This window comes from Rhizobium subbaraonis (assembly GCF_900220975.1).
GTDB classification, from domain to species: domain Bacteria; phylum Pseudomonadota; class Alphaproteobacteria; order Rhizobiales; family Rhizobiaceae; genus Mycoplana; species Mycoplana subbaraonis.
In genome coordinates, this window is record NZ_OBQD01000016.1 from 95612 (window position 1) to 117872 (window position 22261).

Sequence of the window (22261 nt, forward strand, 5' to 3'; positions counted from 1 at the left end):
TCAGGCCGTAACGAAGGGCGGCGGCACGGCGACGCGGTGATCGAGGATCGCGGCTGGCGTAATCCGCTCGGTTCCGGTGAGGACGGCCTGCACGGCAAGGTCAATCACCATTCGGAATATCGATGCCGTGACGCCGCTATTGACCTCGGCCAGACGTTTGAGCGCGCTGTCCGTAAGCTCGGACGGTAAGCGCAGTGGCAACGACCGCAGAAGGCCTCCTACCAATCCATGAAAGTCGGCGTCGTGCCGCCAAGGTGGCAAGCCATAAGGTTCGAAGCGGCTGTTGAGATGGGCGTCTCCCCGGATCGCATCCCGTGCTTCGTGAGAGCCGAGGCAGATGAGCGGAATGCGCAACTCGTTGCCGAGGAAGCGCAGCAGATTGAGCATGCGGCGCTGCTCGCGATAGGTGCCGGCAATCAGGTTCTGGACCTCGTCGATAACCAGCATGCGCGGCGCGGTTTCCTGCAGCAGTCGAAGCGCCTGCGTTTCAAGCTGTCCGATCGTGGATCGTGTCGGCGGCGGGGCGCCGATCACCGAAAGCAGGCGATGATAGAAGCGACCCTCGTCCGGCGAGGCCACCATCTGCACGGCAATGATGGGCCGATGGTGGATGCCACTGCTTTCATCGAAGCTCGGAGGATGCGCGCGGACGAACTTCTCAATGATCATTGTCTTGCCCATGCCAGACGCCCCGAAGATCAGCAGGTTCGGCATGCGGGCACGCTTGGGGAACAAAAGAAGTTCCTCAAGTTTGTCGAGCGCCTGTCGGGCACGCGGATAATCGATCCACCGGTCTACCCTCATATGCTCGATGCGCTCTCGATCCGGCATGCCGGCATGGGCCTGTACAGCGGGATCAAGGTGCGAACAGGCCGTCATTCCCACACCTCCACCGGAAAATGCGGTAAGGCAATCACCGGTTCGTCCATTGGCACGCTTGGCGAGATTGCGGGCCTTTCCTGCAGATGAGCACGCCGCGCACGCCATCTGCGTGTTTGGGTGGTTTCCCGGATCGCCTGATCGACAAGTGCACGTTGCGCAGCGATAGTCTGGAAAATCGTCTCTTCATCGATCTCGTGGCGGCCGCGGGCTCGCTGCACGCGGATCGCTGCCTTCTGCTCCCACAGCGTGATGGCGGGGCGTCCAGGATTACGCGTTGGCACCATCAGATAGTTGTCGCCCAGCTTGACGAAGACCCGATGGAGATCCCGCGGGTCATATTTGACCAGAACCTTGTCCTCGCACCGGCCGATCCAAGGTGCAAAGCCGTCAGACCAGTAGCAGATGTTGTTGAGGTGGATACCGGTTCGCCGCAGCACACGTGCTTCAAACGGCAGGAAGTCGATCAGGAAAGCGAGCGGGTCAAGGACCTGCCGCCGAGGATAGTCGGATATGGCTTCATTCCAGGCCGCGACTGGCGGTCGGCCAATGCCGCGATGCAGGTCGGAATGGTAGGCGATGATCTCCAACGCCAGCCAGGCCTCAAGCTCCCGCATTGTCATCACCGCCCGCGCCTCGGGATCGTAATCGCCCCGCTCAAGCACATTGGAGAAATGCGTGCCGGGAAGCAGATGTACCGCGCCCATCATCGTGCCGATCAGGCGTTCGATATGTCCGCCAAACCGGGGCGTTCCTGGCGGTCGGTAGGAGACGATGATGTTATGGTCGTCGCAGCCCCGCTTGAACGCGCGCGCATGGAATTCGGCGCCGTTGTCGACATGAATGCGTTCTGGCAAGCCGCTTGTGGGCCACTCTAGGGCTATCCCGCGATCCTCCAGCCACCGGGCCTTATCGATGATCGCGTGCGTCAGGCAAAGTGCCACAGATGTCACCGACGGCGCCTCTAAGGAAAGATAGAACCCCAGCACCATTCGCGTGCAAACATCGATGGCAATGCTCAGAATTGGCCGGCCAATCGGCTGCCGTTCAATTGGATCGACTACCGTTACGTCGACCTTCGTGTGATCGATCTGGACCACCTGCAACGGACGCTGGGCTGAAAACTCGCCGGGTAACGCCAGGAACTGCGCATCAGCCCGCGCTTTTCCCTCGCGGCGGCGCGTCATGGCTTCCACATCCAGGGTCGCAAGATAGCCCTTCAGGCGTCTGATCGACGGTGGCGGCAACTGTTCTGCGCGGCAGTCGGCAACGATGTGCTTTCGTAGCCGAGTTAACGTCGGCCGTTCCGGCATGGCATAGAATGTCGTAACGTTGCGATCAACAATTGCCTTCAGAGCCGGTTCAAAGGCATCGATGCCCCCGCGCCGCCCCGACTTCCGGTGAATGAGCGCCGCGGCACGCTCCTCAGTCCTGAATCGCTTCAGCCAGCGGAACAGGGTCGCACGGCTGACTGCAAGCTCTGCCATCGCATCGGCGACATCCCCGGCCGTGGGACGCTGCGGTAGACGCCGCAGAACCTCCGCATGCCGCAGCACTTTCTGCCATTCGACTTCGTTGAGCTGATCACGTCGCATAGCCTTCACGCGCCTGGCATATCGAGGTAATCTCACCATATCTGAATCGCGTGACAGTTCAGTCTCAACGAAACCGAAACGGTCTCACGAAATCTGAATCGGCTAATCCCTTGGAAACAAATGAACTCCAGTCTCGCGAAAAACGGTCAACTGACACCGAAAATCACGTCGAGGAGAACTCAGCGGCGTCTCTCAGCACGGCGCCGGAGCGTGATGTTTCCACGCCGGAGGTGTCGGACGGAAGCCCCCTCCCCCCTCTTGTCGGCGAGGACCAGACATCAGCTCACCTCGCCACTCTTGCCGATCGTGCCCGGGGCTACGTGGAGGCGGCCAGTTCCGCCAATACGCGAAAAGCCTATGCCTCCGACTGGAAGCATTTTGGGGCCTGGTGCCGTCGGTCGGGTCTTACCCCCCTTCCGCCGCATCCGCAGACTGTCGGCCTCTACATCACCGCCTGCGCTTCCGGCACGGCCGAGCGCGGCACCAAGCCGAATTCCGTATCGACGATCGAGCGGCGCCTCTCCTCCCTTTCATGGAACTACGCTCAACGCGGGCTGACGCTTGATCGCAAGGATAGGCATATCGCCACCGTCATGGCCGGCATCCGCAACAGCCACGCCCGCCCCCCGGTGCAGAAGGAAGCGGTCATGGCGGAAGACATTATCGCAATGATCGAGACGCTCGAGCGCGGCACCCTGCGCGGCATGCGTGACCGCGCCATGCTGCTGATCGGCTATGCCGGCGGCTTGCGCAGATCTGAAGTCGTTGGCCTCGACCTCAAGGCGGACCAGACGGAAGACGGTCGCGGTTGGATCCAGATCCTTGACAAGGGCATGCTGATTACCCTGCGCGGTAAAACCGGATGGCGGGAGGTGGAAATCGGCCGAGGTTCCTCCGACGCCACATGCCCCGTCGCTGCTATTGAGACCTGGATGAAGTTCGCGAAGCTCGCTCATGGCCCCCTTTTTCGCCGCGTGACCGGGCAAGGGAAAGCTGTTGGGTCGGAGCGGCTGAACGACAAGGAGGTCGCTCGGCTTGTGAAACGGACGGCCATGGCCGCCGGCGTCCGGGGCGATCTGAGCGAGATCGAGCGCGCCTTCAAGTTCTCCGGTCATTCCCTTCGTGCTGGCTTGGCCTCGTCCGCCGAAGTTGATGAGCGGTACGTCCAGAAACAACTTGGTCATGCATCTGCAGAGATGACCCGGCGATATCAACGCCGACGCGATCGGTTCCGTGTGAATCTGACCAAAGCGTCGGGTCTTTAAGACACCCTCCTCTGTCCTGTTACGGCACCTCAATATCTGGGCGCACGCTGCTCCCGAACGGTAACGAGCGGACCTAAATGTAGGGGGGGCGTCGTCCCGGTGATCCTGTACAGGATCATCACACCTGCCCTGCTCCCGTAAGGGTGCAGGAGAGCTTGAAACGATCCTCTAATATTGATATGTTCCCGATCGGGAGCAAAGGATGATGACATTGCCAAAGAAACCGCTCGATTCGCTAGTCGACATCCAGAAGTTGGTCAAACAAACTAGTCCGGCAATTGATCTGGCTCGGACTCTGGCTTCGATCGAAGCGCCTGCGAAAACTTTACGTGATCTCGGCAAGACATTAACTGTAAACTCTGATCTTATGAAGTCGATCGAGTCTGCCTCTGACATTGCTAGGCGATTGATGCAGCATTCGGATCTGGCGGCCAAGCTGACGGAAGGGTTGCCGAAGATTGATCTAAACCTTCCTGATATCTCCACCTCGATAAAGGCGTCCTTGCCCAAGCAATTGCCGGATTTTTCAGCTCTCCCGCCTGCGCCTTCCCCGGTCGCTATGCCAAAAGCAAGTCCAGAGACTTTTGTACAAGCGGATTTTCAAATCGACAGCATCGCAGATTTGGGACGCATGGTCCGTCGCCTACGAGAGCGCCGAAAACAGTCGCAGCAGGAATTCGCAGATCTGGCAGGCGTGGGACGCAGGTTTATCTCTGAACTCGAAAACGGCAAGCCGACGCTGGAATTTGCAAAAGTTCTCCAGGTCGCTCGAGCGGCCGGCATTTCCTTTATCGCGCGCGACCGGTCACTGTAAATGGAAGTGCTAGCTCTCGATGTCCGCCTTGACACATCCCCCGACCCGGTGGGAGTTCTCGTGCGAGATCAACGCGGCGGTCTGGCATTCGCCTATAGCGAATCTTATGTCTCGCAACCTGGTGCCATAACTTTGTCGCTGTCCCTGCCCTTGACACCAGAGCCGTTCGAGGAGGCCGTGACCCGTCCCTTCTTTGACAACCTGCTCCAAGAGCGGGATGGCGCGCTTTCCGACATTATGGCTCGCGAGGGCATCGCTCGTGACGATATTGCGAGCTTGCTGTTTCATCTCGGCAAGGATTGCGCAGGTGCCATCTCGGTTCTACCCTCTGGCTCACCTCCGACCAAGGTGCCCGGCGATTATCAGAAAGACTACCAGCGCATCGACGACGACCGACTGATCGCGATCGTTGACTCGCTCCACAAGCGACGGCGGCTGCCTCCGGGTACGGATGACCCCTCCCCTCTTGCAGGCATGCAGAGCAAAATCGCTCTTACTCTCCTGCCGGACGGCTCTCTGGCCGAGCCGATACCAGGTACTGGCGCGCCGACGACGCATATCCTGAAAGTTCCTGACCAGGACCATATCCACGACGGGACTCTCGAACATGAGGTAATGCGACTTTCTCAGGAGGTAGGGTTTTCGACCGCTGATGTCTCGCTCCTCCCAATCGCTGGCGTCAACGTCCTTCTGGTCACGCGGTTCGATCGTGCTCGCGACAGAGACGGCCGCATCGTGCGAATTCATCAGGAGGATTTCGCGCAGGCCCTTGGCCTGCCGTCGGCGCTCAAATACGAACGCCGAGGAGTTCCCGGCCGGCGTTTCGACGTTGATGCGGTCCGGCGAATACTCGATGCAACAGTTGATCCCGCCGTAGAAAGAGAACTCTTCATTCAAGCGACACTTTTTGACTTGTTCGTCGGCAATGTGGATGCCCACGCAAAGAACTTCGCGCTTCTCCATGAGCCAGGTGTGAGGATCCGTACTTCACCCCGTTACGACATTCTCCCTACGCGCCTCGACGATACACTCACAGATGAACTCGCTTACCGAATTGGTGATGCCACGACCCTGGACGAGATAAGTGGAGAAGACTTTGATCTCTTCCTCCAGACTGTTGGCATTTCGAGCGCCGCGGCGCGCCAGCGCCTTTCGAAAAGATACGCCACAGAGATTGCCGCCAAGCTTGCCGGACATTTGGACCGACTTGGTAGGGGTGGGCAAAAGCCGCTCGCCGATCTCATTGCATCCAACATGCGCACACTTCTAGGTGCACTGGATATCGAAGTCCCCGGTCCAGCGAAAGACCGTGACGCGTACATCGGACGAGCCGGTGGATGGCTGTTGAGTTAAGCGTATCCAGAGAGGTGGGTCGAAAGATCAGGTTCATAGTCGAACCGATAAGCGCCGCGAAAGCTGCCCCCCGTTGCTCAAATCGGGAAAAGCAACGAGCGATTCTATTCGTCTGGCTCGCGTAATTGATCGCGAGCACGTGAATTTAGACCCCCTAATGGATGTTTTCGACTCTTATTTTCCCTAACCGCGCGAACGAGGTCCTTCGACAGGAAGTCGCTAGCCCATTGCATTTCCAGTATGTTTTGGGGCCAGGCCCTTGGCTTCCGTTTTTCGGTAAGGGTTTGTTAACCTTAAAGAGCTTGCCCAATGGCCAGAATCGAGGCTTATTGCAACAGCGGTTGAAAAAGGGTTTTGCCGCGTTGAACCGCTGTTACTGAATTTTGGGTTAGGCATGAAAACCAAAGCTGACGCGCAGGCATCATCACGAGAAACACTCGTAAGCCTTATAGACCGGCATTCGTCGGCTCTTGCTGTTCAGTTACAAGCGCATCATGTGAGCACGTTCCCGCCGACGGCGCAAAAGGGAATACGCCATTTCCAACCGTCAGAAGCTGCGAAACTCGTGGGTGTGAAGGAAGTCTATCTTCGTCAGGTCTCTAACGACATAGACAATCTAGAGGTAAGCACGACACCTGGCGGTCGACGCTCCTATTCCGTCGTTGATATCGACAAGATCCGCCGGCATCTCGACAAGGTCGGCAGAGCAGACCGTAGATATTTGCCTCACCGCCGCGACGACGAAGAACTGCAGGTTATTTCCGTCATGAACTTCAAGGGTGGTTCGGGCAAAACGACCACGTCCGTTCACCTCGCCCAATACCTGGCGTTAAAGGGCTATCGCGTACTCGCTATCGATCTTGATCCGCAGGCAAGTATGTCAGCCTTGTTCGGGCATCAGCCCGAAATCGATGTGCACCCGAACGACACGATGTACGGCGCAATACGGTATGACGACGGGCGTCGGCCGGTGAAAGACATCATCCGGAGAACCTACATTCCGGGACTGGACCTTGTCCCCGGAAACCTCGAACTGATGGAGTTCGAACATGACACCCCTCGCGCGCTGATGACGCGGCAGCCGGGCGATGTGATGTTCTTTCAACGTCTCAGCGGTGCAATCGATGATGTTAGTGATAACTACGATGTCGTCATCATCGATTGCCCTCCTCAGTTGGGCTACCTCACGCTCTCCGCCCTCACCGCGGCGACATCGGTTCTCGTGACGGTCCATCCGCAAATGCTGGATGTCATGTCGATGAATCAGTTTCTCGCAATGGTCGCTGATCTGCTGCGAGAAGTCGCCGCCGCCGGCGGCAATGTTGATTTTGCCTGGCTGCGTTACCTCATCACTCGGTTTGAGCCGTCCGACGGACCTCAAAATCAGATGGTCGGCTATCTTCGTTCTATTTTCGGCGCCCATGTGCTGAATTTCCCGATGCTGAAGTCGACCGCCGTGTCAGATGCGGGGCTTACGAATCAAACTCTTTATGAAGTCGAACGCGGCCAGTTCACACGCAGCACCTATGACCGAGCCATTGAGTCGATGAACAGCGTCAATGACGAGATTGAAACCCTGATCAAGAGAGCTTGGGGACGAGCGACATGAGCAGAAAGAACCTCCTGAACTTAATCCAGGTCGATGCCGACATGCCCGGAAAGGTTGCCACATCCGACAACAAGCTTGTCGGGCAAGTCGCCAGCACAATGCGAGAAGAGAAAGCCCGGCAGGCACGCGCCGACGACATCGAGCGGCGGCTTGGTGAGGGTCAGTCTGTCATCGACTTGGACACCGCTCTCGTCGAGCCCTCTTTCGTTCGTGACCGGATGCCTGGCGATATCGATGGTCTGCTTTCGTCGATTCGCGAGCAGGGTCAGCAGGTGCCAATCCTGGCACGTCCCCATCCTGAGAAACCGGGACATTATCAGGTCGCCTTCGGTCATCGTCGTCTGCGCGCGCTCCAACAACTCGGCTTGCAGGTAAAGGCGGTTATCCGTGCCTTGACGGACGAGGAACTGGTGATCGCCCAAGGGCAAGAAAACAACGAACGCGAGGACCTCACCTACATAGAGAAGGCACGGTTCGCTCAGCGACTGAAGGAGCGTTTTGCCCGCGAAGTGATCACATCGGCGATGTCTGTCGACAAGGCCGAGTTGTCGCGAATGCTTTCCGTAGTTGAAGCTATTCCCGCCGATCTGATCGATGCTATCGGACCTGCCCCCGGCGTTGGACGGCGAAGCTGGCAAGAGTTGGCGGATTTGATCCATAAGGACGAAAACAAGAATCGTCTGGAACTGGCGCGATCGGACGAGTTGCAGAGCATGACTTCGCAGGATCGCTTTAAGGCGCTTCTTAGCGCCTTAAAGCCCCGCCGTGTTGTTCGTGGTTTGCCTGAAGTTCTCTCGACGTCGTCCGGTCAGCGACTGGGCCACGTCAAACAGAGCAAGTCAAAAATCGAAATTACACTCGACAGGAAGGAAGCGGGGGAGTTCGCGGCCTTCCTGCTCAATGACGCGGTTGCTCTTTTCGAAGAACGCCGTGCGAAGTCCACTGGAAAAGAGGAAGCATAACCGCAAAAGAAAAGAGCCCCCAAAACGTCGCCGTCTCGGAAGCCCCTATCTGTCTAAGCATCAGTAGAATCGCATTTCCGGGATTCATCGTCAAGAGTCTAGGCGCCGTTTCGGCGAACGAATTTCTTTTGCCTGTTAGAAGGTGAAGAACGATGCGTACGGAAAGTGTGACGACGCCTTTTGGGCGGCGGCCGGCAACGCTTGCCCTTGTCAGGCGGCAACAGGCGGCCGGCGAAATACCGACAAGCAAATCTGCTGACAAGTGGAGGGTCTTCCGCGATGCGTCTGCAGCGATGGAACTGCTGGGGCTGCAGTCGAATAGCCTGTCTGTCCTCGACGCGCTGTTGAGCTTCTTCCCCGAAAAAGAACTGCGAGGGGATGCGCAGTTGGTGGTTTTCCCGTCGAACATGCAACTGTCACTGCGAGCGCACAGCATGCCTGGATCGACCTTACGGCGCCATTTGGGTGCGCTGGTTGATGCCGGTCTGATCATCCGCAAGGATAGCGCCAACGGCAAACGCTTTGCGCGCAAGGGTGCTGACGGGGATGTTGAAAGCGCGTTTGGCTTCGATCTCTCTCCTTTGCTCGCCCGTGCGGAAGAACTCGCGCTTCTGGCGCAGCAGGTGATCGCGACGCGTGCAGAGTTCAGGAAAGCCAAAGAGAAGCTCACAATTTGCCGACGAGACACCCGCAAGCTCCTAACGGCTGCCATCGAGGAGGGCGCTGATGGTGATTGGCAGGCGATCGAGGAGGTCTACGTCGGACTGATCGGCAACCTCCCGAGGACGCCAACACTCGTTGAGGTGAGGAAAGTACTTGAAAGCATGGAAATGCTGAAGGAAGAAATCCTCAATCGCTTGGAAACAAACGGAAAAGCAGAAAATAATAGCACCAATGATGCTCAAAATGAGCGCCACATACAGAATTCAAACTCCAACTCCACTACTGTATTTGAACCTCGCTCTGAAAAAGAGCAGGGCGAAAAGTTGAGCAAGCCAGCAAAGCCGAGCGAGCCGCTAAAGGTCTTCCCCCTCTCCGTTGTGCTGAGGGCTTGCCCGCAAATCTCCGATTATGGCCCGGGCGGAGCCATCGGGAACTGGCGCGATCTCATGTCTGCGGCCGTGGTGATCCGCTCGATGCTCGGCGTGAGCCCCTCGGCCTATCAGGAGGCCTGTGAAATCATGGGACCCGAAAATGCAGCGGTGGCAATGGCCTGCATCTTCGAACGGTCGAATGTGATCAATTCTGCCGGCGGCTATCTGCGCGACCTTACACGACGCACCGAGCAGTCGGAATTCTCGCTCGGTCCGATGATCATGGCGCTTTTGAAGTCGAACGCTGGCGGGCAACTGAAAGCCGGATAAGGCGACGCGTCTTCCCTGAGGCTTGTTTTAGCTGTGGAGCCTCAACAGGTTATCCGCGGTTAGGCCGAGACGGCTGATTGGGGTTTTGGACTTTAGGCTGCTGTGAGGGCGATGCCAATTGTAGCGGTGGGGCCAGATTGGCAGTTCTGCAGCGCGGCGCTCCGAGGTTGGATAGGCGACAGCGTAGGCCCATTCGCGCAGCGCCGTCTGGATGAAGCGCTCCGCCTTTCCAATGGTCCTGGGCGTGTAGGGCTTTGTTCTGACATGCCTGAGGCCGAGCTTGCGGCAAGCCTTTCCAAACGCTTTCGATCGGTAGCATGAGCCGTTGTCGGTCATAACGCGGGTGACGGTGACGCCGAGGCTGGCATAGTAGGCGATTGCGGCGCCGAGGAAGGCGACGTGGGCCAGCCGGCGCCACGCGACTTGCCCTTTTATGGATCGCCCGTGCTGCGGTGTCCGACGCGGTCGGCGCGATATCCTTCAGGCGCGACAGCCCGGCACTCCTGAGCACCCGGCTGACGGTGGCCGGCGAGACGCCGACCTCGAGCGCGATGTGCTGGCCGGTCCAGCGCTGACGGCCCAAAGCAACCACACGCGCGGCAACCACCGGATCGGTCATGCCTGCGCGCCCATGGGCCTTGAAGCGCTCGACCCAGCGCGCCACGATCTTCGCCGATACACCAAAGAGCCGTGCTGCCTGGACTTGGGAAAGACGACCCGCAATCACCGACAACGCCATCTCCTCTCGACGCAAAGGCGTCAGACGGGCATTCTTATGGATGTTCATTCAGACCCTCCGATGGATACTGAAGCTTGGTAACTCCAGTCTCCCCGGTCCAGTCCGAATGGACAACCTCCTGAGAGCTTACACTTAGCAAACATCCAATCTGTGAGTGGCACTCAGTTTGCTCATAATTTGGGGGTCCATCCCGGCTAAGACCGTCTTCCGACGTACACTATCGACGTGACCCAGGATCCTGTTTGCGCTGGGGTCTGATTAAAAATCTGAGAGATCCTGTTTCACCAAGATCTCAAGGCGGTCATCGCCTCTTTTGGTAGCGCTCTGCGATTGAATGCCGACATCGATTCTCGCGTCGCATCAACGGCGCAATTGCCAGGGAAATCACCAACGCCTGTGTTGGTGATTTCCCTGTTCGACACTGTCGTTAAAATTCGACGGGAGGGGTTTAGGAGGGGTTTTGATTTCTGCCTTATGTGCGTGACGTGGTTTAAAGGAAGAGGATCAAAATCATGCCAGGCCCAACGCTCGCATTTGGCAAGCATTCGAGTGGCGAGTTTTTGCATATCTCCCGGGCTGCGAATGGCAACAATTGCCACTGTACCTGCCCCGAATGTGACTTGCCCCTTATTGCTCGCACGAATCACATGACACCGCATTTTGCGCACCGGACAGCAGTGGGAAGCGGCACCAAAGGATGCGGAACAACCGGCCAGATGACTGCCTTGCACACGTTCGCCAGGGACTTGTTTCTCCGTGGCGGCCGCGTCCAGCTTCCAGCCATATCGCAGGACGGACACCGGGTGGTCGGTCCCATGGAGGTCGAATTGACGGATGTCAGAACCGAGCAGCGATTTGATGGATACCAGCCTGACGTCATCTTCTCCGCCTCGGGCAAACCTCTTCTTATGGAGATTGCCGTTACGCATACGGTTCCAGCTGCGAAGGCAGGTTTGATCCGGCGTCAGAGAATCGAGGCTTTCGAGATCGACCTTGAGCTGGATTGCGTCCCTGGCAATTTTTCCGCTGAAGCCGTTGAAAATCACGTCCGGCTCCAAGCCCCTCGACATTGGATCTACAACGAAAGGCTCGAAAATCGACTTCACTCTCTCTACCACCTTGATGCTGTGCGGGCGCGCGGCCAGCTGACATTGGAGAAATCCAAGGCGCTGGCTGAGCTCTACGATCGGTTGGCCAAAGTCCGGAAAGTGCCTGCCCCTTCCCTTGCCGCGAAAAAAGCATCCGTCTGGCAGTGGCTGATCGACACACACCCATCATTCGAGGGATATTTTCGAACGTCAGCAGATGATTGGCGCGCCTTCGTTCTTCTGGAATGTCTGAATGGTCTCGGCCTTCCGTTGAGCCGCATTGTCACGAGGCTCAAAGGTGCCGAACATCTTCACGCCGAACTGGCTGGTGTTGACTGTTCATCGTCAGAATCGGCTGAAGCGGGGCTTCCGGCGTTCGGGGTGGAGGCGTGCGTGTTCACCTTCTTGTCTATCCTTGAAAAGCGCGGAGCTGTCGTGTGTCTACCCGGCGGAATTTGGCGCCTGCTCGTGGAACTTCCCAGCCAGCAAGCGCTCCCGTTCGGACCCGTCCCTGCCCGCCCGACCAGAAGCGAATACGTAGCGAAGCGCCGCGAGAAGTTGGAAGCAAGTCTTCAGCGGATCGCGGCAAAGCTTTGTCCGGCAGACAGGGACGAGTTTGAAAGCGGCATGGAGGCGTGGTGGACGCGCGCCCTGGAGGGTCGCTCAACTCCCCTCGATATTATCGCCACCGGAAATTACCGGTGGGAGCGGTTGAACCAGCAACTTGCCACTATTGAGGAGGCGCTCAATTCGGACACGCCCGATCTTTCCGAATCACTCGGTCTTCCGATGAGCGAAGCAATGGCAGCTCACGCGGCGCGGGCCGAGATCGTCGAAAGGGGGAAGGGCCTCCTTCGAGGTGAAAAGCTTCGTGCGAGAGCTTTACAGAAATTTGACACGGAGATCGCGGCGATATGGCTTGGGACGAGAGCATCCAGAAAAGGGCTTTCGCCGCTCGAGTTTGCGATGGCATCGGACAGCGGCCTGCGGATTTCTCTTGAGGAGCTGGAGCAGCGGCTTGTGAACAAGAATCGTATCCCTGTGATCCAGGAAGAGCTTCGAATTTGGGTGGAGAAGAAATTTGGCATTAAGGGGCTCAGGTTCATCCAAAGAGGAAATGACGGTCTTCCCGACCGACGAACGCCCCTGCAATGTTGTTATGACGAAGTCAGCTTGGCCAAGATGCAGGAGCTGACCACACTTTGGGTCTAGTTGAGTGGGGGAATTGTCCTGGAAATGCTGCGCCGTTTCGCGCTGCCCCTCAGTCAGGGCGCATTGAGAGCACGCGCCTGCCCATGAGACCAGGTCGTGGCGGATATCATAAGTTCGGGGAGGCGGAAGATATGTTGACCGCGGTCATCAGCAATAACTAATTGATATCAATTGTTTTTTTGTGCCGATGTTTTCGCTCTGTGCCTTCGGTCTCTTTTTCTTTTGATCGGATAGTTCAAATCAGACCCCTGGTACAGCGGACGCAGTCCGTAGCTACAACGTCATACAAAGCCGATCTGGCGCGAACTCCGATGGCAGGCTTGCCTGGTAAAGATTGTCGTTGACCGCGGTCAACAATCATAACTTACGGGTTTGTATAGGTTTTTCGGCGCGGGTCACAATGGAGGACCGATTGCGTCGGCACAGCTGGCTAGAACCATCGAGCTAGGCGCTTTGATCAACCAGGCCTCGCCAGTTGAACGCCCTCCCCGCTCATACGCCGCCTTGATGCCGCTTTGTGCCCGCAACGCGCGGCACTTAGAAATTGGAGCTCTTATCAGCGGCCCTGCTCCGGCTCGATCTTCTTGGCCGGCGGTGACTGCGTCTTGTGCGCTGTGTTGTTACACTAAACCGGACGCCGGCATCTCGAACCTGAAGGGTCCCGCCAGCAGCTTCTCGTCGGGTCTGTTCCAACTTTTGCCGCTGTCGGGGCCCGACGGCACGCGTGGTAGAAACAATGGTCCCCTGCTCCATGCCAGAAGTTGCTTAAGCGACGCGGAGTTCAAAGGTCACTCAAGTGGCGGCGGTGACATAGTATCGGGCATTGCCCGATGGGCTGGCAGACCCATGTCAAGGCCATCCGGCATTCGTTGGTATCAGAAGCATCTGATTGGAGAACCTCGGGAGTTCGGTCATACTCGGAGAGCGCAATTCCAACTGCAGATCCAATGCGCGATGGCCTGCCAGATCGGACGCCTTCGGGTGGGCGTGGAACGCCAGGTGCAATATCTTTCCAGAGAGGGTTCGGCGTTCCTCATTGACGCGCCAATTCAAGCGGTGCTGAGAGATCGCGTCTTACCATCCAATCTCGCAATCGGTCGATCCGTTACCGCCCGTCTCGAAATCAATGACACGAACGCACAAAACTCTGATGGCTCAATCCTTGCTGACCGCTCGTCTGTCTTCTGTTCACAAGTCCAGATCGAGGAGCGATTGGTCCACCTCCCCAGAACGTGCGCCAGTCAGCGATGCGAGAGAAACTTCGAGATGCCGGGAAGGTCTCCTGAATGGGTGGACAGTCGCAAGAAGCGTCGAGTAATTCGTCTACCGTCAAGATGGGGAGGGCGACCGTGCGACTGCGAGTTGCCTGCGTGAAGTCCGAATATTTGATATTTACGATGACAGTCTTGCCGCTAATGTGGTTTGCCTCGCAATGGCTCCAAACCTTTTCCGGCGAGGGCCCTCAGTTCAGCCGACGCAAGACCGAGGTCGTCTATGTCCTCGATGAACGTATTTTCGGCACCAACAGATTTCCGAATCCTATCGGGGCGAACTTGCCGTTGGTCGATGCCCCGGGCAATGCCGTTTAAGTTCGGCCCCGACTTCCCGAATCAATTCCTTGGCTCTTCATGCGTTCTCCCGTCGCCGGACGAACACCATTGAACTTCTTGTCAGGGAGGCCCTCGATTAAACCGGGCCCCTGTTTTGGGGCACTGACAGCCTGGCCATTTGGCTCATTCAAGTCGCTTGAGGAGTTTGTTGTAGGAATTGCCGGCTGATGCATTCAAACCAGTCATCGCGTTGATCTTGGCCCGGATCTCCAATGCGATGTCGGCAGCACTGTTCATCCCCTTCAAGTTTTCAGTGACATCGAGATAGGTCTCGTCGAGAGAGAGCGGTTCGATCAGAGGCATGTATTCGGCAAAGATCTTGTGGAATTGCCTGGAGACGGATTTGTAGACATCAAAACGTGGGGGCACAAAAATCAGGTCGGGGCATTTTCGCTTGGGAGTTATCGAGGCCATCACAGAATGAATACCGAATTTACGTGCTTCGTTGCTGGTCGTGGCAACCACGCCCCGTGCGGCGGAACCGCCAACGGGGAGCGGCCGCCCGCACCGCAACGGATGATCGCGCTGCTCAACGGACGCATAGAAGGCTACCATATCCACATAGATGATTTTGCGGATCGGCGAGGCGGTCCTCGTGCGCTTGGGCGTGCTCTCATGGATGAGCGAAACAAAAAGAGAGCATAGCGGCGGCTGCGAGAATATCCAAGCGTCATGCCGATCTCTGTTTCCGCGGGTGGCGCCGTTGGATGCCGAGTGACGAGGTAAGATTAGCTTCGGTCGATCTCATCACCGATCACAGCTCATTTGCCCAATGGAGGGTAGGGGAGGGGGCGCCCCTCTCGTTTCACTATGCAGGACATCGTTTGGATTTTGAACCGCACCCAAACATTGGGAGTTTTCCGGTTCAGATCAATCTGGCCGAAAGCGCATCGGGCACCTGACGCGCGCCGATCCCATCGGGCCGGTCGCGCAGTCTTGAATGGCTAAAAACACGGGAGCGCGCGCCTTCCCAGTAAACGCCCGCCCGCCGTGCGGTCTTGCGATCACCTATGGATAGCTGGTACAGCAGCGATAGACATCGAGGCATCATCCTGTGAAGAAAATCAACCGCAGCTTCACCGTCGAGTACAAGAACGCACGGCGTAGGTCGGAGCGCAAACCGGATTCGATATGGGGAGACCTCGATTTGAAGTCAGTGGCTCGGCAGGCAAACGAAGCGGCATTTTCCTCAGCCCGTGAGCATAGTGACGCCTCCCGGGTGGACGAGCCTATCGGGCAGGACAGATCGATAGAGCCGATGTTGACACCGGCGCTGCCGCAGCAGAACAATGCATCGGCGATAGAGGAGATCCATATGCCCGACGAAATAGAAACCGCGACGGAAACCAATACGCAGGAGCCCGTCGTGACGATTGCTGCGCCGGTCAAACAGCGCAAGCCGCGAACAAAGAAGGCGGACGCAGATCAGTCGCAAAGGGCGGCCGTATCGGGCCGCACCGATGCGACAGAGGGCTGGGGCAAGCGCGGTCGCAAAGCCGGAACGATCGTGGCTGCAAGAACTCCAAGGAGCAAGCTTATCAAGAGCGAGAGCAATACCTCTGTTGCTTCACCGACCGCCCCGGTGGACGCGATCGACGACATGGCGGAGCTCCTGCGGCTCGAAGACGAAAACCGCAGCCTGCGCAGGCAGCTTTCCGAAAAGCTGAGGGCCGAAAATGCGGATCTGCGAAAGCGGCTCAATCTCGCTTGACGGGCGAAGGCATCCTCTGCCAGCCGTGACGGTCATCTCGGCGAGGTCACGGCGACCGCCCGGTTCGCGCTCGCTTTGTGTATGCGGGTAGAACACGAGGTTAATGACAATGGCATCCTTATGGAATTTCGTCGCCCGTTTTACGTCAAGACGGCGCCAAGAGCCGCAACAGCGCCTGCAGGCTCCCGACGATGAGCAACAGGACGACGCAAGTCTGCTCGGTGCCAATGCGGTCTCTGACGACGGGGCGGCCGTGAGTGATCTGCCGCAAGCTGGGCTGATCGCGGGGGAGGCGGCGAAAGCGGTCGCCGCAGTCGACCTCGCGGTGGGACCCTGGGCGGCACAGGCTACGGATTTTGCTGCTCCTTCCGTGTCGTTTCACGACGATGTTGTCGCTGCAGAGCGAAGGCGAGGCAAGAACAAGACCGATGAATCAGTCGCCCGACGCCAGCTTGCGAACGCTGTCACCGTAATCCCTCTGGCGATCACCCTCGATGACGAGATAAAGCTCTTGCGTAGCGAGCTTATCGGCAAACTTCGGCTGCAGAACTCTCAACTCAAAACCATGCTGGAGCGTTTCAAATGCTAACTCGCGCCCTGCGGTCATGCGGGGCCAACCGGTGACCGTACGGTCGCGTCACCTCAGATAACGATCCGGGCGCTCGGCGCTTTTCCCATGATTGCGAGGTGAGATCACCAAACCAGGTGCGCGGACAATGCTCCCCAGACTGCGTGCTGGGTTGGAGGACACAAGCCCGTTCAACTGCATTGCGCGTACGGTGATGGCGTGCAGGAGGATGGGCACCGACGCGACGATCATCCGGTAGATTCAGAAATTGGAGACGGAAGTAAAAAACGGAGTCGGAGGTACCGATATGCGTTCAGCGCCTCAAGAGTGAAGGTACCGTTGAAATGTCGCAGCGGACAGAATCTAGAATATTGAAAGGGAAAATCGAACAGGTAGCGACGTATGCCAATAGCAAAAGATCGGTGTCTGTTTGGACGCGTTCATTCATGCTTTTTCACATCATTTGGGGCCAATGCTTTCAACAACTTCGTAACTTTGGATAAATGCACTTCCCGTCGTTCAGCAGGGCAAGAATACTTTTCTGGCTGATAGGAACCGTTAGCACCTTTTCCACTATCATGACCGGCCACTCGATTTCCGGATCGGCTGTTATATCGTCACGCATCTCTAGCACGGCGCACTGAGCCTCCTCACGACTATCGAAGAAAATATCTGGTATGCCTGTTGGCTTCCAACGCTCCTCGGCTGGAGTACCCGCATTTGAGTACGTGTAGAAAGTAAAGACAGTGTCCTGTGCCAACGGTTTCTCCTAAAGCAACCGCGGCGGTACGCCCCCGCCGTCCGATGCTCATTGACCCCCGGTGATCGGCGGATTCGAAACCGCATACCACGGCCCCATGGCCTTTAGTCCCGGAGAACCTATTGCATACGCCACAGGTCCCCCGACCGCAAAGGTCAAGGAGTCTGATGCCTTACGGGTGGCACCAACCGGGTATGAGGGGTTTCGACGCCCCGAAGCGGCGCGTACCGCTTCGTAGCGGAAGATATGCGATCCCGTTGAATTTGTCCTGATATTTTTCCGCTCGTGCGCGCTCATCGCGACACTCTTTGAGCATCAGGTACACTAGAGCGCATCCATTTTACTCGGGGTCATATCCGCATGATTTGAAGTAGTTTGCGCATTCTTGCTGCTCGAACAGTGTGACGATCTGGCCGACCGTATTCCATAAGCCCTCGACCGTTCGCTCTGCTTTTGCGCGCAAGTCAGCTTTGAGCTTGGCGAACGCCTTCTCGATGGGGTTGAAGTCCGGGCTGTAGGGAGGAAGGTAGAGCAACCTGCATCCAGCACCTTCGATTGCGTGACGCACGCCCTGCGCCTTGTGTGCGGGTAGATTGTCCATGATGACGATGTCGCCCGGTGCCAAGGTTGGAATGAGAACTTGCTGGACATAGGCCTGGAATGCGACCCCGTTCATCGCACCGTCGAGGACCATGGGTGCGGTCATGCCGGATAGTCTGAGTGCACCGGTAAACGTCGTTGTCTTCCAATGGCCGTGCGGGACCGGTGAGCGGCATCGATCTCCGCAAGGGGCTCGCCCGCGAATCCGTGACATCTTCGTGCTCAGGCCTGTTTCATCGATGAAGACGAGCCGCGCCGGATCGAGATCGAGTTGGCCGTCGAACCAGTCCTGGCGACGCTTCAGGAGATCGAGACTCTCCTGCTCCAGTGCATGTGCGGTCTTTTTTTGAATGTCCAGCCGCGCTTTCGCAGCCAGACGTCAAGCGCGCTGCGACCGATGGAAACGGCTCTCTCCTCCTGCAATCGCAGGACCATCTCGTTGAGCGTGATATCCTTTGCCTCTTCGATCATGCCGATGATGAAGTCCTCGTGAGCATCGAGGCGTGAGCCAACGCGTCGGCCCTGCTTCACAGGTGTCAACCGACCCGCCCGTGCGCTGGCGATCCAAGCGATGGCTGTCGAAATGCCAATCCCAAATCGGGCCGCCGCTGATCGCGCCGACATGCCATCCCGTGACGCAGCCAGAACGCGGCTACGCAAATCATCGCTGAAAGCTCGGGTCATATTGCCTCCGACCAAATCACCAGTCGCAGCGATGGAATCAGAATTCGGCGACCAAGGGAATCCTCAACGCGATTCCGCGTTCAATGGACGTGCTCTAGCACCGAAGCGTGAGGGGAGGGGAGGCGACTAAGGACATGTAGCTGAGCCATGGGCTGTATTCACCTCAGCTTAGACGATCGGGCCACGAAAACTACACCATGCGGGATCAATCACCGCGCCCAGAACCAGGCAGTCCATTGTAGAGACCCTCGCCAAACTGCGTTGGATCGAGAACCAGGACTGACTTGGACTACAGATATTTTGGGCGGCTTTGACCGAGCTCCGGGCGCCTTGATCTTTCAACCCCTTTCCGCTGCGCGATCAAGCTTGCTCGTAGACGAATGAGGCCGGCTTAAGAGCCGGCCTGCCCCTTTGGGTGCCGCTTGCGAGCCGGCGGCGGCAAGGGAAGCTTCGCCGCGGCGGACAGGCGGCGCTTGTGGCTCACGATTTCCCAGCAACTGCCTCCGCGCCCTTGCCTCCGCATGCTCTTCGCGGTCGCTAGATGGGGTCCCGCGAAATGTACGGGAAGGTATTTCGAGTGGAAAAGAGGGCGGCTGGAAAAGGCCGGAAAAAGAATGGAAAAGAAAGAAATCGAGGAACTGCGCAACCGTGTGCCATGCTCTGCCGTGCTGGAAAAGGCGGGCTTTTCCATTGATCTGAAGGAAAGCACCAGACGAGCGGTAAAATATCGCCGTGGCAGCGAAATCATCATCACGATTCACGACGGCCATGGTTGGTTCGACCCGCTTTCCGAAGCCAAGGGTGATGTATTCTCGCTCGTCGCCCATCTGGATGGTGGAGGGTTCAAGGCAGCACGCGATCGCGTTGCCGAGCTGATCGGCTATGTCCCGCAAGAAGCCGCCAGACGCACGCTTAGTCGCGCCCGAGGACCAAACCTTGCAATTGCCGAACGATGGGACCGCCAACGCAGACCGTGGCCGGGCTCGCAGACATGGGACTATCTCGCGAGGAACAGATTGCTGCCTCCCCATACACTCACAGCTGCCATATCGCAGAACCTTCTTCGGGAAGGCCCCTTTGGCAGTATGTGGGCGGCCCACACGAATGATGTTGGCGTCATTGCCGGTTGGGAGGAGCGCGGCCCGCAATGGAGAGGATTTTCGACCGGCGGGACCAAAATCCTGTTTCGCCTCGGCGGGTCTGCGGCTTCCAGGCTCTGTGTCACTGAAGCGGCGATCGATGCCATGAGCCTTGCTGCCTTCGAGGGTCTGCGTGATGGTACCCTCTATCTCAGTACCGGCGGGGGGTGGTCTCCGGCAACAGATGCGGCGCTGCGCGTACTTACCGGTTCTTCCGGCGTCCAGTTGGTCGCGGCAACTGACAATGACACGCAGGGCGACACGTTCGCCGATCGGCTTCGAACCCTTGCCGAAGAAGCGGGCTGCGGCTGGCAGCGATTGCGGCCTCCTGCAGACGACTGGAACGAGGCTCTGCAAGAGGGGGAGGCGGAACGAAGAAAAAGAAGGGGGGAAAGGGAAGGCGTGCGGCATACGCGCCGGCCACATCAAGGGAAGCTTCGCCCGGCCTGAAGCCGGCCCTTGACCCTGCCGATCGCGATGCCGGCGGCTGGGGAGGGGTGGTGAAGGACTGAAGAGGATGGTGAGGTCGAGAGGACAGCGCCGCGCATCGGTCCGGAACAACTCACAGGGAGCCGAAAATGAATACCTCACCCGCAATCCGCAAGGTCTATCAGGGGGTCGCCGACCGCCACCAGATGTTCCGCATGTTCGACCGCCACGCCCAGCGACCTGATCGTTGGAATGGCGATGCAACATCGCTCTACAGCGGAGAATGGTTCGAGATCCGCGAGAACGAACACGATTACATGTTCGAGATCCTGCCACCCCTGTGGATCTGCGGGTCGATGTTCGCCATGCGCGAGTTTCTGACCGGATCGATCACCAGTGTCTTCTTCGCGCTGCGCATAGACGGAGCCATCCGCCACTTCCACGGCTATTGCGATCTCTCTGATACCTCTTCAGTCGAGAACATGCGGCTTGCCATCACCGAGCGCGAAACCCGGCCGGTGCGTGCCATGACCCGGGATGAGCGCCTGAACCATATCTGGAGTAGCACGGCCGATGATTATCGCGGCTATGCCGGCGACCGTTGGCCATATGCCTTACGCGGCAAGAAAACGATCATCCTCTATGGTGGCGCGGCAGGCACCACGCTCAAGCTGCTGGAAGACCTGACCGACGACGAGATCGCCGCGAAACTGCCCGTGCATCTGCGCCACCTTCCCGTTTTCATCGCAGCGTGAGGGGGCGTGACATGGCAGACTACCGCACCGAGACTGTCGTGACGCCGGACATCCCGGCAAGCGACATGACACCGCTCGAGCGTCTGATGCTCTCTCTTGTTTTCGATGAAGAGGCGTGGAGCGACGGGACCTTCTTCAGCACCTGGAACAGTCCTAACGAACTGATCTCGCCACGCGAAGACGAACTGCGCGTGGCGCTTGAAGGCTCTCCTGGATCGGAAAGCCGGTTCAACGAGTATATCGCCAACCTGCTTGCGGCATTCGATGCCAAAGACGAGGCCGAGCGTGGCTTCTATATCGAGATCGACCTGACCACCAGCCAGGGTGGTTGGCCCGAGATCCTGCAGGATATTGTGCGGCGCTCCAATACCATCGAGGAAATCGTGGTCTGGGCGGCGTTTACCTGCTCGAAGATGTGCGCAGACGGCTTTGGCGGCAGTGTCATGCGCATTACCGGCACGGCAATCCAGTATTCCTCGACGACGGACCGGATCCACACGGGGACGGCGTCTGCAACTGAAGTTCGAGCGCTGCTGTCGAGGCACGATACAGCACCCATGTCCCTGCGACGATTCACCGGTATCCTGCACGCTGGTGAGTGGTTCGAGCTGCAGGAGCCCGCGGCGCGCGCGATGGCCGGTTTGTTTCTCGCCAGTCTACGGCCCGGAGGTCTGACTGTTCTCCCCGGACGCCGTCCCGAACAGATCCGGTCCGTCCTCTTCAGCCTCGTGACCGGTGATGGCGAACGCTGGTTCCACGGTTTCGTCAGCGTCACCGATCCCGCCGTGACGCCTGAAACCATGCGGGCGGCGATTGTTGCGCGCGAATCCGGCAAACCTGTCCTCGACATCCGCCAGGAAAAGCTCGAACGCATCTGGAATGCTGCGGGTGCAGACCGCGGCTATGCCGACGAGATCTGGCCGCCCGGCAATGAAGGCTTCAGGACCATCGTTATTCGCAGGCCCGGCTTCCGGCCTGTTCTCAAATTGCTCGCGCATCTTTGTGCCGAGGAGGTGCAGCAGCTGTTGCCCGAGGACTGACTGACACCAGCAACGCGGCGGTCAACAAACTTCATTTCGATCAGCTGGCCCGGAGCATCGCTTCGGGCCTGTCCGTTTCCAAAAA

At 58.0% G+C, this 22261-nt stretch carries 16 protein-coding genes and 2 pseudogenes; 12 read left to right on the top strand and 6 right to left on the bottom strand.

What is annotated here, in order from left to right:
* Together CRO48_RS22575 and CRO48_RS22580 are read right to left on the bottom strand one after the other, a co-directional pair.
* Positions 1-879 (bottom strand): TniB family NTP-binding protein, encoded by an 879-nt coding sequence (locus tag CRO48_RS22575; RefSeq protein ID WP_052760293.1) that lies wholly within the window; start codon positions 877-879, stop codon positions 1-3.
* Complete coding sequence (locus CRO48_RS22580; RefSeq protein WP_097142059.1) at positions 876-2474, bottom strand: Mu transposase C-terminal domain-containing protein; 1599 nt, start codon at positions 2472-2474, stop codon at positions 876-878. The genes CRO48_RS22575 and CRO48_RS22580 overlap by 4 nt, the downstream gene beginning before the upstream one ends.
* Positions 2475-2584: 110 nt before the next feature.
* Here CRO48_RS22580 and CRO48_RS22585 point away from each other — a divergent pair, with 110 nt between their 5' ends.
* The 6 genes from CRO48_RS22585 to repC all read left to right on the top strand — a co-directional run bounded on the left by CRO48_RS22585 (position 2585) and on the right by repC (position 9841).
* The gene (locus tag CRO48_RS22585) at positions 2585-3739 is read left to right on the top strand and encodes a tyrosine-type recombinase/integrase (protein ID WP_082129066.1); all 1155 of its coding nucleotides are present in this window, start codon (positions 2585-2587) and stop codon (positions 3737-3739) included.
* A gap of 202 nt (positions 3740-3941) precedes the next feature.
* Positions 3942-4553 carry a helix-turn-helix domain-containing protein gene (locus tag CRO48_RS32990; protein ID WP_082129065.1) on the top strand — a complete coding sequence of 204 codons (612 nt, stop codon included), beginning with the start codon at positions 3942-3944 and terminating at the stop codon, positions 4551-4553.
* The gene (locus CRO48_RS22595; RefSeq protein ID WP_046802262.1) at positions 4554-5906 is read left to right on the top strand and encodes a HipA domain-containing protein; all 1353 of its coding nucleotides are present in this window, start codon (positions 4554-4556) and stop codon (positions 5904-5906) included. It begins immediately after the preceding gene.
* A 394-nt stretch (positions 5907-6300) separates the two neighbouring features.
* On the top strand, positions 6301-7515 hold the full coding sequence (repA, locus tag CRO48_RS22600) for a plasmid partitioning protein RepA (RefSeq protein ID WP_046802261.1): 1215 nt from the start codon (positions 6301-6303) through the stop codon (positions 7513-7515).
* Positions 7512-8477, top strand: a complete 966-nt coding sequence (gene repB, locus CRO48_RS22605; RefSeq protein WP_046802260.1) for a plasmid partitioning protein RepB — start codon at positions 7512-7514, stop codon at positions 8475-8477. The genes repA and repB overlap by 4 nt, the downstream gene beginning before the upstream one ends.
* A 152-nt stretch (positions 8478-8629) precedes the next feature.
* A complete protein-coding gene (repC, locus tag CRO48_RS22610) occupies positions 8630-9841 on the top strand; it encodes a plasmid replication protein RepC (RefSeq protein WP_046802259.1) in 1212 nt (403 codons plus the stop codon).
* Between the two features lie 27 nt (positions 9842-9868).
* Here repC and CRO48_RS22615 read toward each other — a convergent pair.
* Positions 9869-10628, bottom strand: a pseudogene (locus tag CRO48_RS22615) (integrase core domain-containing protein).
* A gap of 767 nt (positions 10629-11395) precedes the next feature.
* Here CRO48_RS22615 and CRO48_RS22620 point away from each other — a divergent pair.
* The gene (locus tag CRO48_RS22620) at positions 11396-12880 is read left to right on the top strand and encodes a hypothetical protein (protein WP_137088037.1); all 1485 of its coding nucleotides are present in this window, start codon (positions 11396-11398) and stop codon (positions 12878-12880) included.
* Between the two features lie 1188 nt (positions 12881-14068).
* Here CRO48_RS22620 and dinB read toward each other — a convergent pair.
* Positions 14069-15045, bottom strand: a pseudogene (dinB, locus tag CRO48_RS22625) (DNA polymerase IV).
* A 760-nt stretch (positions 15046-15805) separates the two neighbouring features.
* On the opposite strand from dinB, the gene CRO48_RS22630 reads away from it, so the two are divergent.
* Entirely contained in the window at positions 15806-16201 is a 396-nt protein-coding gene (locus tag CRO48_RS22630) for a transcriptional regulator (RefSeq protein WP_141402102.1), read from the top strand.
* Positions 16202-16310: 109 nt separating this feature from the next.
* Positions 16311-16790, top strand: a complete 480-nt coding sequence (locus CRO48_RS32995) for a hypothetical protein (protein ID WP_245423627.1) — start codon at positions 16311-16313, stop codon at positions 16788-16790.
* A 457-nt stretch (positions 16791-17247) separates the two neighbouring features.
* Here the strand turns inward: CRO48_RS32995 and CRO48_RS22640 are convergent, their stop codons facing one another.
* Together CRO48_RS22640 and CRO48_RS22645 are read right to left on the bottom strand one after the other, a co-directional pair.
* Positions 17248-17529, bottom strand: coding sequence for a hypothetical protein (locus tag CRO48_RS22640; RefSeq protein WP_245423628.1), 282 nt, complete (start codon positions 17527-17529; stop codon positions 17248-17250).
* 340 nt (positions 17530-17869) lie between these two features.
* A protein-coding gene (locus CRO48_RS22645; RefSeq protein ID WP_205758566.1) for an IS630 family transposase occupies positions 17870-18813 on the bottom strand; the annotation gives its coding sequence in 2 pieces (ribosomal slippage) (positions 17870-18477 and positions 18477-18813; 945 coding nt in all).
* Between the two features lie 614 nt (positions 18814-19427).
* On the opposite strand from CRO48_RS22645, the gene CRO48_RS22650 reads away from it, so the two are divergent.
* The 3 genes from CRO48_RS22650 (at position 19428) to CRO48_RS22660 (ending at position 22176) form a co-directional block, all read left to right on the top strand.
* Positions 19428-20402 carry a DUF3991 and toprim domain-containing protein gene (locus CRO48_RS22650; protein WP_046802254.1) on the top strand — a complete coding sequence of 325 codons (975 nt, stop codon included), beginning with the start codon at positions 19428-19430 and terminating at the stop codon, positions 20400-20402.
* 128 nt (positions 20403-20530) lie between these two features.
* Complete coding sequence (locus CRO48_RS22655) at positions 20531-21136, top strand: DUF1419 domain-containing protein (RefSeq protein WP_046802253.1); 606 nt, start codon at positions 20531-20533, stop codon at positions 21134-21136.
* 11 nt (positions 21137-21147) lie between these two features.
* A complete protein-coding gene (locus tag CRO48_RS22660; RefSeq protein ID WP_052760285.1) occupies positions 21148-22176 on the top strand; it encodes a DUF1419 domain-containing protein in 1029 nt (342 codons plus the stop codon).
* The last annotated feature ends 85 nt before the right edge of the window (positions 22177-22261 follow it).